General features: G+C 68.5%; 10 protein-coding genes. 8 read left to right on the forward strand and 2 right to left on the reverse strand.

The features are described from left to right. Window positions 1–3: 3 nt before the first annotated feature. The 7 genes from QRN67_RS03500 (at window position 4) to QRN67_RS03530 (ending at window position 11162) form a co-directional block, all read left to right on the forward strand. Window positions 4–2643 (forward strand): DUF2169 family type VI secretion system accessory protein, encoded by a 2640-nt coding sequence (locus QRN67_RS03500; RefSeq protein ID WP_285410505.1) that lies wholly within the window; start codon window positions 4–6, stop codon window positions 2641–2643. A gap of 65 nt (window positions 2644–2708) precedes the next feature. Next, window positions 2709–3776, forward strand: coding sequence for a pentapeptide repeat-containing protein (locus tag QRN67_RS03505; RefSeq protein ID WP_285410507.1), 1068 nt, complete (start codon window positions 2709–2711; stop codon window positions 3774–3776). After that, complete coding sequence (locus QRN67_RS03510; RefSeq protein WP_285410509.1) at window positions 3773–4525, forward strand: DUF3540 domain-containing protein; 753 nt, start codon at window positions 3773–3775, stop codon at window positions 4523–4525. Before QRN67_RS03505 ends, QRN67_RS03510 begins: the two co-directional genes overlap by 4 nt. Window positions 4526–4556: 31 nt before the next feature. Next, window positions 4557–4943, forward strand: coding sequence for a DUF4150 domain-containing protein (locus tag QRN67_RS03515; RefSeq protein ID WP_019652627.1), 387 nt, complete (start codon window positions 4557–4559; stop codon window positions 4941–4943). A 155-nt stretch (window positions 4944–5098) separates the two neighbouring features. Next, window positions 5099–6379 carry an HlyD family secretion protein gene (locus tag QRN67_RS03520; protein ID WP_285410512.1) on the forward strand — a complete coding sequence of 427 codons (1281 nt, stop codon included), beginning with the start codon at window positions 5099–5101 and terminating at the stop codon, window positions 6377–6379. 38 nt (window positions 6380–6417) lie between these two features. Then, window positions 6418–7728 carry a hypothetical protein gene (locus tag QRN67_RS03525; protein ID WP_285410514.1) on the forward strand — a complete coding sequence of 437 codons (1311 nt, stop codon included), beginning with the start codon at window positions 6418–6420 and terminating at the stop codon, window positions 7726–7728. Beyond that, window positions 7716–11162 carry an efflux transporter outer membrane subunit gene (locus QRN67_RS03530; RefSeq protein ID WP_285410515.1) on the forward strand — a complete coding sequence of 1149 codons (3447 nt, stop codon included), beginning with the start codon at window positions 7716–7718 and terminating at the stop codon, window positions 11160–11162. The genes QRN67_RS03525 and QRN67_RS03530 overlap by 13 nt, the downstream gene beginning before the upstream one ends. A 3-nt stretch (window positions 11163–11165) precedes the next feature. Here QRN67_RS03530 and QRN67_RS03535 read toward each other — a convergent pair whose 3' ends face one another. Then, window positions 11166–11474 carry a YciI family protein gene (locus tag QRN67_RS03535; protein ID WP_285410517.1) on the reverse strand — a complete coding sequence of 103 codons (309 nt, stop codon included), beginning with the start codon at window positions 11472–11474 and terminating at the stop codon, window positions 11166–11168. A gap of 77 nt (window positions 11475–11551) precedes the next feature. Here QRN67_RS03535 and QRN67_RS03540 point away from each other — a divergent pair, with 77 nt between their 5' ends. Further along, window positions 11552–12025, forward strand: a complete 474-nt coding sequence (locus QRN67_RS03540; protein WP_285410518.1) for a GNAT family N-acetyltransferase — start codon at window positions 11552–11554, stop codon at window positions 12023–12025. Here QRN67_RS03540 and QRN67_RS03545 read toward each other — a convergent pair. Beyond that, window positions 11994–12980, reverse strand: coding sequence for a Bug family tripartite tricarboxylate transporter substrate binding protein (locus QRN67_RS03545; RefSeq protein ID WP_285410520.1), 987 nt, complete (start codon window positions 12978–12980; stop codon window positions 11994–11996). The two genes, QRN67_RS03540 and QRN67_RS03545, sit on opposite strands and share 32 nt — an antisense overlap. Window positions 12981–12983 lie beyond the last annotated feature (3 nt).

The raw sequence follows: 12983 nt of genomic DNA on the forward strand, positions 1-12983 counted from the left end.
CCAATGAAAACCGTCAAGCCGCTGCGGCTGAGCGTGATCACGCGTCCATTTTTGCGCCAGGCCGAGCAGCGCCTGGCCGTCACCACGCTGTGCATGGTCTCCATGAACGGCCAGCCGGTGCTCACGCCCGAGCCCGAGTTCTGGAAGACGCTGTCCGAAGAGCTGGGGCCGGCCACGGCCATCGACCTCGGCATTCCCAAGGTTCGCGCCGAGATCCTCGCGACCGGCTACGCCTACACCGCGCACCAGGAAGAGAAGACGCTCTGCGCCGCGCGGCTGCAGGTCGGCAATCTTGAAAAAGACCTCGCGGTGTTCGGCGACCGCTTCTGGATCGGCACACGCCCCTCCCCGCCCCAGCCCTTCGAGTCCATGCGCATCGACTGGACGCGCGCCTACGGCGGCCCCGATTTCGCGGACAACCCGCTGGGCCGGGGCCATGGCATGGAGACCGTCAACGGCCATGAAGTGCAGCGCCTGCCGAACATCGAAGACCCGGCGCACCGCCTGCACCATCCCGGCGACCGGCCGGAGCCGGCGGGCTTCGGGCCGATCGACATCGCATGGCCGCGCCGCCTGAGGCTCATCGGCAAGCAGTACGACGGTCACTGGCGAGAGAACCGGTTCCCGGGTTTCGCCGAGGACATGGACTGGCAGCTCTTCAACGCCGCGCCTGCCGACCAGCGCTTCGAGGACGCGGCCGAGATCTCGCCGGCCACGCCCTTCGCGGTCTGGAACATGCACCCCGGAACGCCGGTCCAGCAAGGCCGGCTGCCGAACTGGCGTGCCCTGGCCGTCATCGCACGGCACCGCCTGCCCGGCCAGATAGAAGAAGTGCCGCAGCGCCTGACGACCGCATGGTTCTTTCCGCATCTGGAGCGCGTGGTGCTGGTATTCCATGGCGAAACGCGCATCGACGAAGACGACGCGTCCGACATCTCGCACGTGATGCCCGCACTCGAAACCGTCGGCCAGCCGCGCGGCCTGGCCCACTACGCCACCGTGCTGCACCAGCGCTGCGATCCGGAAAAGGGCGCGCTCTACATGTTCCGCGACGACGACCTCGTGCCCGACGAAGCCATCGGCCCCTGGCTCGACCAGCCCGGCACCGGCGACTCGGCACTGGTGCGCAACATGCGCGAGCGCGGCGCGCAGGCCCGCGAAGACCTGAAGCAGAAGGCGATGGCAGCCGGCCACAAGGCGCGGCACTTCAACGAACGCCGCCTGCCCGAGCCCTTCACGCGCATGCCGACGCTGCGCGAGCTGCCGGACTTCGTCGACCAGGCCGACCGCCATGCGCGCACCCAGCGCGAACAGGGCGCCGTCGAGCGCGAACGCCTGCAGCGCGAGGCCGATGCCAACGCCAAGGAATCGATGAAGGTCGGCTTCGACACCGGCAAGCTGGTGCGCGAGCACGACGCCACGCGCCCCAAGGGCCCGCCGCAGGTCGACAGCGCCGGACTGCTGCGCGGCTTCGAAGGCATTCCCGCCGCGACCGGCACCGCACCGCTGCCCGCGCAGCAGGTCGAGTCGATGCGCAAGCTGGCGCAGGAGGCCGAGCGCGGCCTGCTCGCGCTGTACCGCGGCTCGGCGCAGCACCAGTCGCCGGTCGATGAACTGAGCGCCGAACGGCAGGCCGCGCTGCGCGAAAAGGTCTTGTCGATCCTCCGGGGCAGCCGCGATTTCACCGGCATGGACCTGACGGGCGCCGACCTCTCGGACATGGACCTTCAAGGCGCGTGCTTTCGCCGCGCGCTGCTCGAAGGCGCCGACCTGCGCCGCGCCCGCTGCGAAGGCACGGACTTCAGCGAAGCCGTGCTGGTGCGCGCGCGGCTCTCGACCGGCGACTTCAAGCGCGCCGTGTTCCGCGACACCAACCTCGCCGGCATCGATTGCGAGCAGGCCGGCTTCTCGCGGGCCCTGTTCGAAGGCACGACCTTCGAGAAGCTGAAGTTCGTGCGCTGCGACTTCTCGTCGGCCCGCATGCATCACCTGCACGTCATCGAATCGCAGTTGCTGCATTGCAACTTCGACGCGGTCGATGCCGCCAGCATCGGCTTTCTTTCCGACGTGGCCATCGAAGACTGCAGCTTCCGCGGCGCGCGACTCATGAAGGCGGGCTTCCTGGGCTGCCGCGTTGCCGGGCTCGACTTCACCGGCGCCGAGCTCGAAGCCTGCGCCTGGACCCACATGAACTGCGACGACCGCATGGTCTTCGCGCGCGCACTGCTGCGCACCACCTGCTTCGCGGGCAACAGCAGCCTGCGCGGTGCCAGCTTCGAAGAAGCCACGCTCGTGCAATGCAGCCTGCGCGAAATTCCGATGGAGGGCGCGCGCTTCGTGCGTGCGACCCTCGACACCTGCGACCTTTCCTCGTGCAACCTCACCGCCGCCGACCTGAGCGCGGCGCAGACGCCCGAGTGCCTTTTCATCCGCAGCAACCTGAGCCGGGCTTCGCTGCGCGCCGCCAACCTCATGAACGCCAATTTCAACAAGGCCCGGCTGCTGTCGGCCGACCTGCGCGAAGCCAACCTCTTTCGCACCGACATGTCGCAGATCGTGATCGACGACGTCACCGAGACGCGCGGCGCATACATCGTGCACACCAAGACCGTGCCGGCCTTCCGGGCCGCCGCCGTCGAATGAGCCCGCAGGCGCTGGTTGCCAAAGTCCGCAGCGGCGAAGCATTGCAGGGAGAGGACTTCAGCGAAATGGCGCTAGACGGCCTCGACCTGTCCGGCGGATTGTTCAGCGAATGCCGCTTCACGCGCTCCAACATGGCGGGCGTTCAGCTGGCGGACTCCGTGTTCGAGCGCTGCGTGTTCGACGGCGCGGTGATGGACCGCGCGCAGCTGGGCAAGACCTCTTTCCTGCGCAGCAGTTTGCGCGACGCGCGCATGCATGCGGCCCGGTGGGAAGGCACTGTCGTTGCCGAGTCCGACCTGCATGGCATGCAGGCCGACGAGTCGGTGCTGCAGGAGGCCGCCTTCCACGACTGTGACTTCGGCGGCGCGCGCTTCTTGCGCGCATCGGTCGCCAGGACGATCTTCAACGACAGCCGCATGGGCAATGCCGACTTCGGCGAAGCCGTCTTCACGACCGGCGTGTTCTTCCGCTCCGACCTGAAGGAGGCAAGCTTTCGCGGCGCCAGCTTCGACAACGCGATCTTCACGGAGGCCGACCTGCGCGGCCAATCGTTCGCAGGCCAGTCGTTCGAGCGCTGCCAGTTCATCGACGCGCGGCTGTCGGACTGCGTGTTCGACGACGCCCGGCTCGTGCAGTGCAACTTCAAGGGCGCGGCGCTCGACGGTGCCCGCATGCGGCGCGTGCACGCACCGCAGTCGCTGTTTCCGCAGGCCGACATGCGCCGCGCGGATTGCCGCGCGGGCGTGTTCGACCAGTCGCTGTGGATCGATGCGCAGCTCAGCGACGCCGACTTTTCCGACGCGCGGCTCGAGCAGTGCGTGTTCCACCGCGCACGCTGCGAGCGTGCGTCCTTCGCGCGCAGCCGGCTGGTGTATGCCGACTTTTCGTACGCGGACCTGCGTGCCGCCAATTTCGAGAAAGCCCTCTTCCAGCGCACCCAGATGCACCGCAGCTTGCAGACGGGCACGCGCTGGAGCGACCGCATCGGCGTACTCGATGCCGACCCCGAGCTTTTCGAGGCCGAGCGCGTTGCGTGGCAGCGCCCGCACCGCGCCGTGCGCCTCGACCGCGACGCGCACGGGCTGATGCGCGCGCAAGACCTCCCCTCCTCCCACCTGAAGGACTCCGCATGACGATGGCATCCAGGACAACTTCCGGCGCGCCGGCCGTGCCCGCAGACGCCGACGACGAAAGCGAACTCGCGCCGCTGCTGCGCAAGGCGGCGGCCGCGAAACAGCAACCTGGGCAGCAACCAGGCGGCATCGTCATGGCCACGGTCACCGCTGCAGAAGCCGAGGACGGCTTCTGCGAAGTCACGCCGATGGACGGCCACCGCACGCTGCGCTGCCGTCGCGCCGCCAGTTGCCTGCTGCTGCCCGCGCCGGGCGACACGGTGATGGTCGCCGGCCCTCACGACGAAGCGCTCTACCTCATCGCCGTCGTCGCGCAGGCCGACAGCAGCCAGGCGACGCTCGCGGTGGACGGCGACCTGCGCCTGCAGTCGCGCCGGGGCGGCATCGCCATACAGGGCGCGGGCGCGATCGAGCTTCAATCGGACACCGCCGTCGCCACCCGCTCGCCGCAATGGACGCTCGCTGCCGAGCGCGCCCAGTGCACCGTGTCCGAGCTGGACTACCAGGGCGCAGAAGTGCGCTTCAGCGTGCTGGCGTCGCGCTTCGTCGGCCGGGCTTGCGAGGTGGTGCTCGACAGGCTGCACCTGCTCACGCGCTCCAGCTTTCGCATCACCGAGGAAGTCGAGCAGGTGCGCGCGGGGCAGATCGACATGCAGGCCTCGCGCACGCTGCGCCTGCATGCGAAGAACACGCTGGTCACCAGCAAGGAGCTGGTGAAGGTCGACGCCGAGCAGATCCACATGGGCTAACCACCCACAACCGATTGAAGGAGCTTCACGCATGTTCGCCAACGCACAGATGATGGGCATGGACCTGGCCTTTCCCGATGTCTGCAAGACGCCGCCGGCCGTTCCCATTCCCTACCCCAACTTCGCGCTCGGGCCCACGGCCATTCCCAACGCCTGGAACATCCTCTACGGCGGCACGCCCGCGCACAACCTGGCAACAACCACGCCCATCACCAACGGCGACAACGCGGGCGTGCTGATGGGCGTGGTGTCGCAGACGGTGATGGGGCCGTCGCGCCACATCACCGGCGCTTTCACCGTTCTGCTGAAGGGCTCGCCCTGCACGCGCATGACCAGCCTCACGGTGCAGAACCGCAGCAACATCGTCGGCATGCGCATCGTGCCGAGCCAGTTCAAGGTGCTGGTGCTCGCACCCTGAATGCACATTCGGTTGCCTTTGTAAGCAAAAATAATTCAGTTTTGGCATGTGTATTGCTGCATTGCAGCAAAGCAGATGGCATGCCCCAATGATGTGCCACGACAGAGGAGACGCTGGTCCTGAGAAGTCACCACGTCATCGATTGCGAGGCACGAATGAATGCAAGCACTGTCCAGGAATCGCACCTCATTGCGAACGCGGAAGCATCTGCATGGCATGAACGCCTGAGACGATGGCGCGGCGGCACCACGGAGTCGCTGGTGCCGCGCATCGCGGGTTACGCGCTGCTTGCTTTCGTGCTGTGGCTCGTCGTCACCACGCTGATCCAGCCTCTGGTTTCCAGGCAGGCCACGCGCTCCGTGCTGCAGGCGCCGGTGACGCTGGTCACCTCGCCCATCAGCGGCGTGGTCACGCACATGACGCTGCGCGCGCTCGACAAGGTCGAGGCCGGCGCGGTGGTGGCCACGGTGCAGAACCCGACCATCAACCGCGACATCCTCACCACGCTCACCACGCAGCGTCTCGCGCTGCAAAGCCAGGTGGCGCAGCTGACGAACCAGCTCAATGCATCGAGCGAAGAGCTGCACTTCGTCGAGCAGCAGGTCAAGCTGTACCGCACGGCCTCGATGGCGCAGACACGCGATGCGTGGCAGATCGCGCAACGCCAGCGCGAAGTGGCGCAGTCCAGCGTGGCCGAGCAGGAGCAGAAGGTGCGCCGCACCGCCGCCATGCTCGACGAAGGCGCCGTGAGCCCGCAGGCCATGGACGCCGCGCAGGCGCAGCTGAGCATCTCGCGCGCCAACGCCGCTGTTGCCGAGCAGGCCTATTCCGGACTCGGCCAGAGCATGGCGAGTGCGAGCCGCGGCGTGTTTGTGGGCGGCGGTGGCGCCAGCGTCTACCAGACTCTTGCGAGCCGGCGGGAAACGCTGAGCGGCGCCATCGAGCGCGCGCAGCACGACAGCGAAGCCTTGCGGCAGCAGCTGCGCGAGGTGACCGCGCTGGAAGCCGAGGAGCGCAGCCGCATCGACCGCATGGCCGCCTTCGAGGTGCGTGCGATGCAGCCGGGCCAGGTGAACTCGGTGCTGATGCCGCAGGGCAGTTTCGTGCCGCAGGGTGCCACCTTGGTGCGCATGACCGACTGCAGCCGCATCGAAGTGGTCGCGGTCTTTGCCCCGCGGGTGGCCAGGAAGCTCAACATGGGCTCGACCATTGCCGTGAAAACCGATGACGGCGGCGCGGAAGTGTCAGCACGCGTTACGCAGTTGTTGCCGGTTGCTCCAGACGATTTCCAGAGCCGCTACGCGGTGCCCTTCCCGTATGCGGAACAAGGCTCGGTCTACGCGGTGGCGCGTGTCGAATCGGACAACCCGGCGTGGATGGCGCAGCGCGGGCTGTGCGCGCCCGGCAAGGTGGTATCGGCGAGGCTGGCTTCCTAGCACGCGGCATCAATCCTCGAAGCCGATGGAGGCAGACGATGGATCACGCGAACCTTGCTCAACGATGCGCGCTGGCGATGGCAATGGCCACCGTGCTGTGCCTTCATGCACCGCAAGCACCGGCAGCCGAAAGCCCAGCGCAACAGATGCTCGCGCGGCAAAGCTGCGATGGCCTGCGCCGCGCCGTCGCGTTCAGCAGCCGGGGGGATTCCTCGGCCCCGCTCTTCCTGCCGAGCTACCGCACCGAGGCGCAGATCGACGGCGTGCCCGAACTCGCGCCGAGCCTCGCGAACGTGGCCTTCGTGTACGACAACGCGCTGGCCGGCATCGCGCTGCTCGCATGCGGCGACACCGCATCCGCAAGGCGCATCGCCGACGCGATGGTGCTGGCCGTGGCGCATGACCCGCACTACCCGGACGGCCGCATCCGCAACGCCTACCGCGCGGGCCTGCTGGCCGATGCGAAGCCGGTGCTCTCCGGCTATTGGGACGCGGACAGGAACCAGTGGATCGCCGACGCCTACCAGGTCAGCACCGCGACCGGCAACGTGGCGTGGGCCGCGCTGCTGCTGCTGAACGTCGACCAGGCGGCGCCCTCCCCGCGCTATGCCGATGCCATCGCCAGGCTGCTGGCATGGATCGAGCAGCGCACGCGCTCGAGCGTCGCGCCCGACGGCTACATCGGCGGCTGGTACGGCTGGGACGACCGGCAGGCCGCGCAGACCTGGAAGTCGACCGAGCACAACATCGACATCGCCATGGCCGCCGCATGGGCCGCCCGCTCCGGCGCACACCCGGAACAGAAGCGCCAGGCCGCCACCGCGCTGGCGTTCGTCGAACGCATGTGGAACAAGGCCGAGCAGCGCTTCCACATCGGCACGCTGGCCGACGGCGCCACCGTTTCCAACACGGCCTCGGGCCTCGACGCGCAACTGTGGCCCGTGCTGGCCGCGCCGCCGGGCCGCTGCGCATGGCAGGCCGGCCTCGCATGGGTCGATGCGAACCATCGCGTCGGCGCCGGCTACGGATTCCCGCGCCAGCCCGACGGCATCTGGACCGAGGGCAGCGCGCAGGCCGCCGCCACGCTGGTGGCCGTCAAGGGCGCGGCGCCCGAGGCGCTGTGGCAACTGCTGGCCTCGCAGCGCGCCCCCAACGGCCTGTACTACGCCACGCCCAGCCCGCGCATATCGACCGGGCTGGCCATAGGGCCGGACTCCAAGGGCCCCGACTTCTTCTACTACCGCTGGCCCCACCTGGGCGCCACGGCCTGGATCGCACTGGCCGCCAAGGGCTGGAACCCGTTCACCGGAACAACCACCGTCGCAGGAGCAAAGCCATGTTCGAACTGATCGATACGCCCGAATTCAGGGTCAATCTGATGGTCGTGGGCCTGGCCCTGATCATGGTCTTCCATGCGCGCGCCGACCGTGCGTCGCACCGCGTGCTGTTCGGCTTTCTCACCGCGCTGGTGCTTGTGCGCTACGTGGCGTGGCGGCTGGCCGAAACGCTGCCGCCGGCGGACCTGGGCTTCGGCACGCTGATGGGCTGGGTGTTCCTGGTGTTCGAGATGGTGTCGATCGTCTACACCCTGCTGTCGATTCAGATGCTCTCGCGCCGCCGCGACAACCACGCCCAGGCGGACGCGGGCGAGGCCATGCTGCGCAAGCGCGGCACCGGCGTGCCCGCCGTCGACGTCTTCATCTGCACGTACAACGAAGAGATCGGCGTGCTCGAGAAGACCATCCTCGCCGCGCAGGCCATCGACTATCCGCATGTGAATGTCTGGGTGCTGGACGACACGCGGCGCGACTGGCTGCGCGACTACTGCGCGCGAAAAGGCGTGCACTACGCGCGCAGGCCGGACAACGCGCACGCCAAGGCGGGCAACCTCAACAACGGCCTGCGGCAATCGGCCGGTCTCACCAACGCGCCCTACATCCTGGTGCTCGATGCCGACTTCGCGCCGCATCGCAACATCGTCTACCGCGTGCTCGGCCTGTTCGACGACCCGAAGTCGAAGGTGGGCCTGGTGCAGACGCCGCAGTTCTATTACAACGCCGACCCGATACAGCACAACCTGCGCGCCACCGACAGCTGGGTCGACGAGCAGCGCGTGTTCTTCGACGTGCTGCAGCCGGCCAAGGACGCGGCCGACGTGGCGTTCTGCGTGGGCACTTCTTTCATCGTGCGGCGCGACGCCATCACCGCCGCCGGCGGCTTTCCTACCGGCAGCGTGTGCGAAGACATCTACACCACATACACGCTGATGCGCTCCGGCTGGGTCACGCGCTGGCTCAACGAGCGGCTGTCGAACGGGCTTTCGGCCGACAGCATCATCGACTACATCAACCAGCGCAGCCGCTGGTGCCTGGGCACGATCCAGGTGGCGCTGCTGCGCGACGGCCCGCTGCGCGGCAAGGGCTACAGCTTCACGGCGCGCCTGCATTACGTGCACGGCCTGCTGCACTGGCTCACCAAGCCGTTCATCCTGCTGATCCTGGCGGCGCCCGCGCTCTACTGGTACACGGGCGCCTCGGCTTTCCATGCCACGCCCCGGGCCTTTGCCATGTACGGCCTGCCGCCGCTCGTCATGTTCTGGGGCTACACCTACTGGATCAGCCAGCGCCGCTGCCTGCCGGTGTTCACCGAGGTGACGCAGATCGTGGCCGCGATGGCCGTCACGCGCACCATCGTCTCGGCGCTGATAAGGCCCTTCGGCCGACCCTTCAAGGTCACGGCCAAGGGGCAGGACCGCAGCAGGACGGTGGTGCACTGGAACCTGGTCGCGGTGTTCGGCGCGTTGATCGCCGCGATGGAGATGGGCGCGCTGGGCGCCATCGGCAGCGCCATGACAACAGGCGACGTGCTCAACGTGGTGTGGACCTTCATCGCCACCGTGTACTGCCTGGCCGCGTTGATCGCCTGCATCGACCGCCCGCGCCCCGAGCATGACGAGCGCTTTCCTTACGACGCCGCGACCACCGTGCGCAGCGCCGCCGGCGTGGGTGCGGCACGCTTCGCCGAGATCGCGGGCGACGGCGCGCGGCTGCTCAACAGCACCGCGCTGGGCCGCATCGGCATCGGGCAGCCGCTGGACATCCACGTCGATCATGTGGGCTGGGTTGCGGCCACGGTGACGGGCCGCTCCGGCGCCGGCACCGAACTGGCCTTCGTGCACGACGACGCGGTTCACGACCGGCTGGTGCGCCACGTCTTCAGCCTGCCGCCCAGCCATGTCGCCACGCAGGTGAAGCCGGCGCGCGCCGTGCTGGCCTTCATGGACAGCGCTGGCTGGCGCTGGCCCCGCGTGCCGAGGATGCCGCGCATGTTCGCGAGCACGGCGCCGATGCTGGCGGTGCTGCTGGTCGCCGTGCTGGTGCTGTCCGGCTGCAACCTCACGCCGCCGCTGAAGCCGGCCGATGTCGAGGTGCCCGCGCAATGGGCCGATGGCAAGGCCGGCACCGACGTCGCCCCCATGGCATGGCAGGCCTTCGTGCGCGACGACGAGCTGCGCGGCCTGATCGGTACCGCGCTGTCGCGCAACCGCGATCTGCGCGTGTATGCCGCCAAGGCCCGGGAAGCCCGCGCCGTGTACGCCGGCACGCGCTCCAGCCTGTTCCCGGAGATCGGCCTGGTGGGCTCGGCCGGGCGCGGCAACCAGGTCACGTCGCTCAGCTCGACCGGCGTCGTCACCAACAGCCAGGCGGTGGGCCGCGTGGGCAACACCTATGCCGTGCAGGCCGGCATCATGGCCTATGAACTCGACTTCTTCGGCCGCGTCGATGCGGGCGTGGAGCAGGCGGGCTCGCAGGCCACGGCCAGCGAGCGCGACTTCGCCGCTGCGCGCATGAACCTGGTGGGCGAGGTGTCGAACGCCTACCTCACGCTGCGCGCCGACCGCGCACTGCTGTCGCTGGCCGAGTCGGACCTGGCCATCCAGACCGACAGCACGGGCGTGATGCAGCGTGCCCGCAAGGCGGGCGGCACGTCAGATCTCGACCTGCTGCGCTCGCAGTCGCTGGTGCAGCGCGCGGCCGTTCAGCGCGAGGAATTCCGCATGCGCGTGGGGCAGGACCTGCAATGGCTCACGGTACTGGTCGGCCAGCCGGTGCCGGCCACCACAGGCGCGCAGCGCCCGTGGCCGGAGCGCTCGGTGGCCGAGGTGCCTGTGGGCCTGCCCGCGAGCCTGCTGCAGCGCCGGCCCGACCTGCTGGCGGCGTATGCGCGCGTGGAGGCCGCGAACTCGGGCATCGGCGCGGCCAAGGCGGCGTTCTATCCGAGCTTTTCATTGACCGCCGTGGGCGGAGGCCTGAGCGGCGAGTTCTCGAGCCTGCTGAACTCGGGCAACCGCAGCTGGGCCACGGTGCTCGGCGTGTCGCTGCCCATCTTCGACTGGGGCCGCCGCTCGGCCAACCTGAGCGCGAACGAAGAGCGACTGGCCGCCGCAATGGCGAGTTATGAATACTCGGTGCAGCAGGCATTGCGCGAAACCGCCAATGCGCTGATTGCCGACAGCCACCTGCGCCCGCAGCTCGAAGCCCAGCAGGCGCGCGTGCAGTCGCTGCAGCGGGTGGCGGCGATCTCGCGCACGCGCTTTCGCAACGGGCTGGAAGACTACTTCGCCGGGGCCGATGCGCAGCGCGAGCTGTACATCGAGCAGCGGCAGTGGATCGAGCTGCAGCTCAAGCAGGCCGTGAACACCGTGAGCCTCTACAAGGCGCTGGGCGGCGGCTGGGAAGATGCGCCGGCGCCAGTGGCTAGCGCCGCAACCGCGCCGCGGTAGTCGTCAGTCCGCCGGGGTTTCGGCGAACCACGCCTCGGCCCAGCCCTGCCGCTTCACCGGGTTGAACTCGCTGAAAGTGAAGCTCGCGAGTTCCTCGGTGTGGAACGGGTCTTGCGCGAAGAACTCCTGGAGCGCGGCGAGCGATTCCGCGCGGGCCAGCATGAACCCGCCGGTCGCCGGCACCTTCGGGCCGGAGCAAAGCAGCAGCCCGGCGTCGTAGCCCAGTTGCAGATAGGCGCGGTGCGGCGCCACGGATTGCTGGACTCTTTCGAGCGGAACGAGGTAGTTGATTTCGACGATGAAGTGCTTCATGAGGGGGCATGCGGGTCTGAGTACCGAGAGGCTTAGCAGCGACCGTGCCTGTTATGTTCGGCGCGAAGGACCTCACCATGGAATGGCACCGAAAAAATTTCGACGCATTGAGTACGCGTGACCTGTACCTGCTCCTGTCGGCGCGCAGCGAGGTGTTCGTTGCGGAGCAGCGCTGCATCTACCTCGACCCGGACGGCAAGGACATGCAGGCCCATCACCTCTACGCGCTCGACGGCGGGCAGCTTGCGGCCTATCTGCGCCTGCTGCCGCCGGGTTTGTCGTACCGGGAAGCATCGATCGGGCGCGTGCTGACGGGTGCGGCGCATCGCGGACGGGGTCTGGGCCAGGAACTGCTGGCACGCGGCCTTGCCTGCGCCGGGGCGCTGTGGCCCGGCGCCGCGCTCCGTATCGGCGCGCAGCTCTATCTTCGGAAGTTCTACGCGTCGTTCGGATTCGTCGAGGTCGGCGAGCCCTATGACGAAGACGGCATCCCGCACATCGAGATGCTGCTGTCGCGCCCTACTCCGCCTTCACCCCCGCCGTGCGAATGACCTTGCCCCACTTGGTGGTCTCCGACGCGATGAACGCATCGAACTCCTCGGGCGTGCCGCCTGCCGGAATGGTGCCCATCGCGTCGAGCCTGGCCCGCGTGTCGTCGCTGCGGATGATGCGCGCGACTTCGTCCGACATGCGCCTGACGATGTCGCGCGGCGTGGCGGCCGGCGCCAGCATGCCCGCCCAGGTGCTGCCGGTGAATCCCGCGAAGCCCTGCTCGATGAAGGTCGGCACCTCGGGAGCGGCCGCCAGCCGCTTGTCGCCGGCTACGCCGATCAGCCGCACCTTGCCGGCCTTCGCCTGGTTGATGAGGCCCGTGGGCGCATCGAAGAAAAGCTGTATCTGCCCGCCCATGAGGTCGGTCAGCGCCGGCACCGCGCCGCGGTACGGGATGTGGATCATGTAGGTCTGCGTCAGCGACTTCCACAGCTCGGTGGTGAGGTGCGCGGCCGAGCCGTTGCCTGAAGAGCCGAAGCTCACCTTGCCCGGGTTGGCGCGGGCGTAGTCAATCAGCTCGCGCGCCGTCTTGAAAGGCGACTCGATGTTGACCGCCGCCAGCAGCGGCGACACGCCCATCAGCGACACGCCCGAGAGGTCTTTTCGCGGGTCGTAGGGCAGCTTCGGGTACAGCGTGGTGTTGGCCGCATAGGCCGCGATGACGACACCGAAGGTGCTGCCGTCGGGCGGCGCCTTGGCGATGGCGTCCACGCCGATCAGGCTGTTGGCGCCGGGCTTGTTGTCGATCAGCACCGGCTGGCCGAGCCTGGTCTGCAAGCCCACCTGCACCAGCCGCGCCATCTGGTCGGTGAAGCCGCCCGGCGTGTAGGGCACCACGATGCGGATCGGCTTGTTCGGCCATGTGCCCTGCTGCTGCGCGAATGCCGGCAGGGCAAGGCTCGCGGCGGCCGTGGCAAAAGTGAAGCGGCGGCGTGACAGCGTGGCGTAGAGCATGGT

It is taken from the genome of Variovorax sp. efr-133-TYG-130 (assembly GCF_030208835.1).
GTDB lineage: Bacteria > Pseudomonadota > Gammaproteobacteria > Burkholderiales > Burkholderiaceae_C > Variovorax.

What these genes read in the sequence shown, in the direction of transcription:
- QRN67_RS03515 (WP_019652627.1), top strand. Translation starts at nt 4,557, where the DNA reads ATGTTCGCCAACGCACAGATGATGGGCATGGACCTGGCCTTTCCCGAT.
- QRN67_RS03540 (WP_285410518.1), top strand. Translation starts at nt 11,552, where the DNA reads ATGGAATGGCACCGAAAAAATTTCGACGCATTGAGTACGCGTGACCTG.
- QRN67_RS03500 (WP_285410505.1), top strand. Translation starts at nt 4, where the DNA reads ATGAAAACCGTCAAGCCGCTGCGGCTGAGCGTGATCACGCGTCCATTT.
- QRN67_RS03505 (WP_285410507.1), top strand. Translation starts at nt 2,709, where the DNA reads ATGGCGCTAGACGGCCTCGACCTGTCCGGCGGATTGTTCAGCGAATGC.
- QRN67_RS03510 (WP_285410509.1), top strand. Translation starts at nt 3,773, where the DNA reads ATGACGATGGCATCCAGGACAACTTCCGGCGCGCCGGCCGTGCCCGCA.
- QRN67_RS03520 (WP_285410512.1), top strand. Translation starts at nt 5,099, where the DNA reads ATGAATGCAAGCACTGTCCAGGAATCGCACCTCATTGCGAACGCGGAA.
- QRN67_RS03535 (WP_285410517.1), bottom strand. Translation starts at nt 11,474, where the DNA reads ATGAAGCACTTCATCGTCGAAATCAACTACCTCGTTCCGCTCGAAAGA.
- QRN67_RS03525 (WP_285410514.1), top strand. Translation starts at nt 6,418, where the DNA reads ATGGATCACGCGAACCTTGCTCAACGATGCGCGCTGGCGATGGCAATG.
- QRN67_RS03545 (WP_285410520.1), bottom strand. Translation starts at nt 12,980, where the DNA reads ATGCTCTACGCCACGCTGTCACGCCGCCGCTTCACTTTTGCCACGGCC.
- QRN67_RS03530 (WP_285410515.1), top strand. Translation starts at nt 7,716, where the DNA reads ATGTTCGAACTGATCGATACGCCCGAATTCAGGGTCAATCTGATGGTC.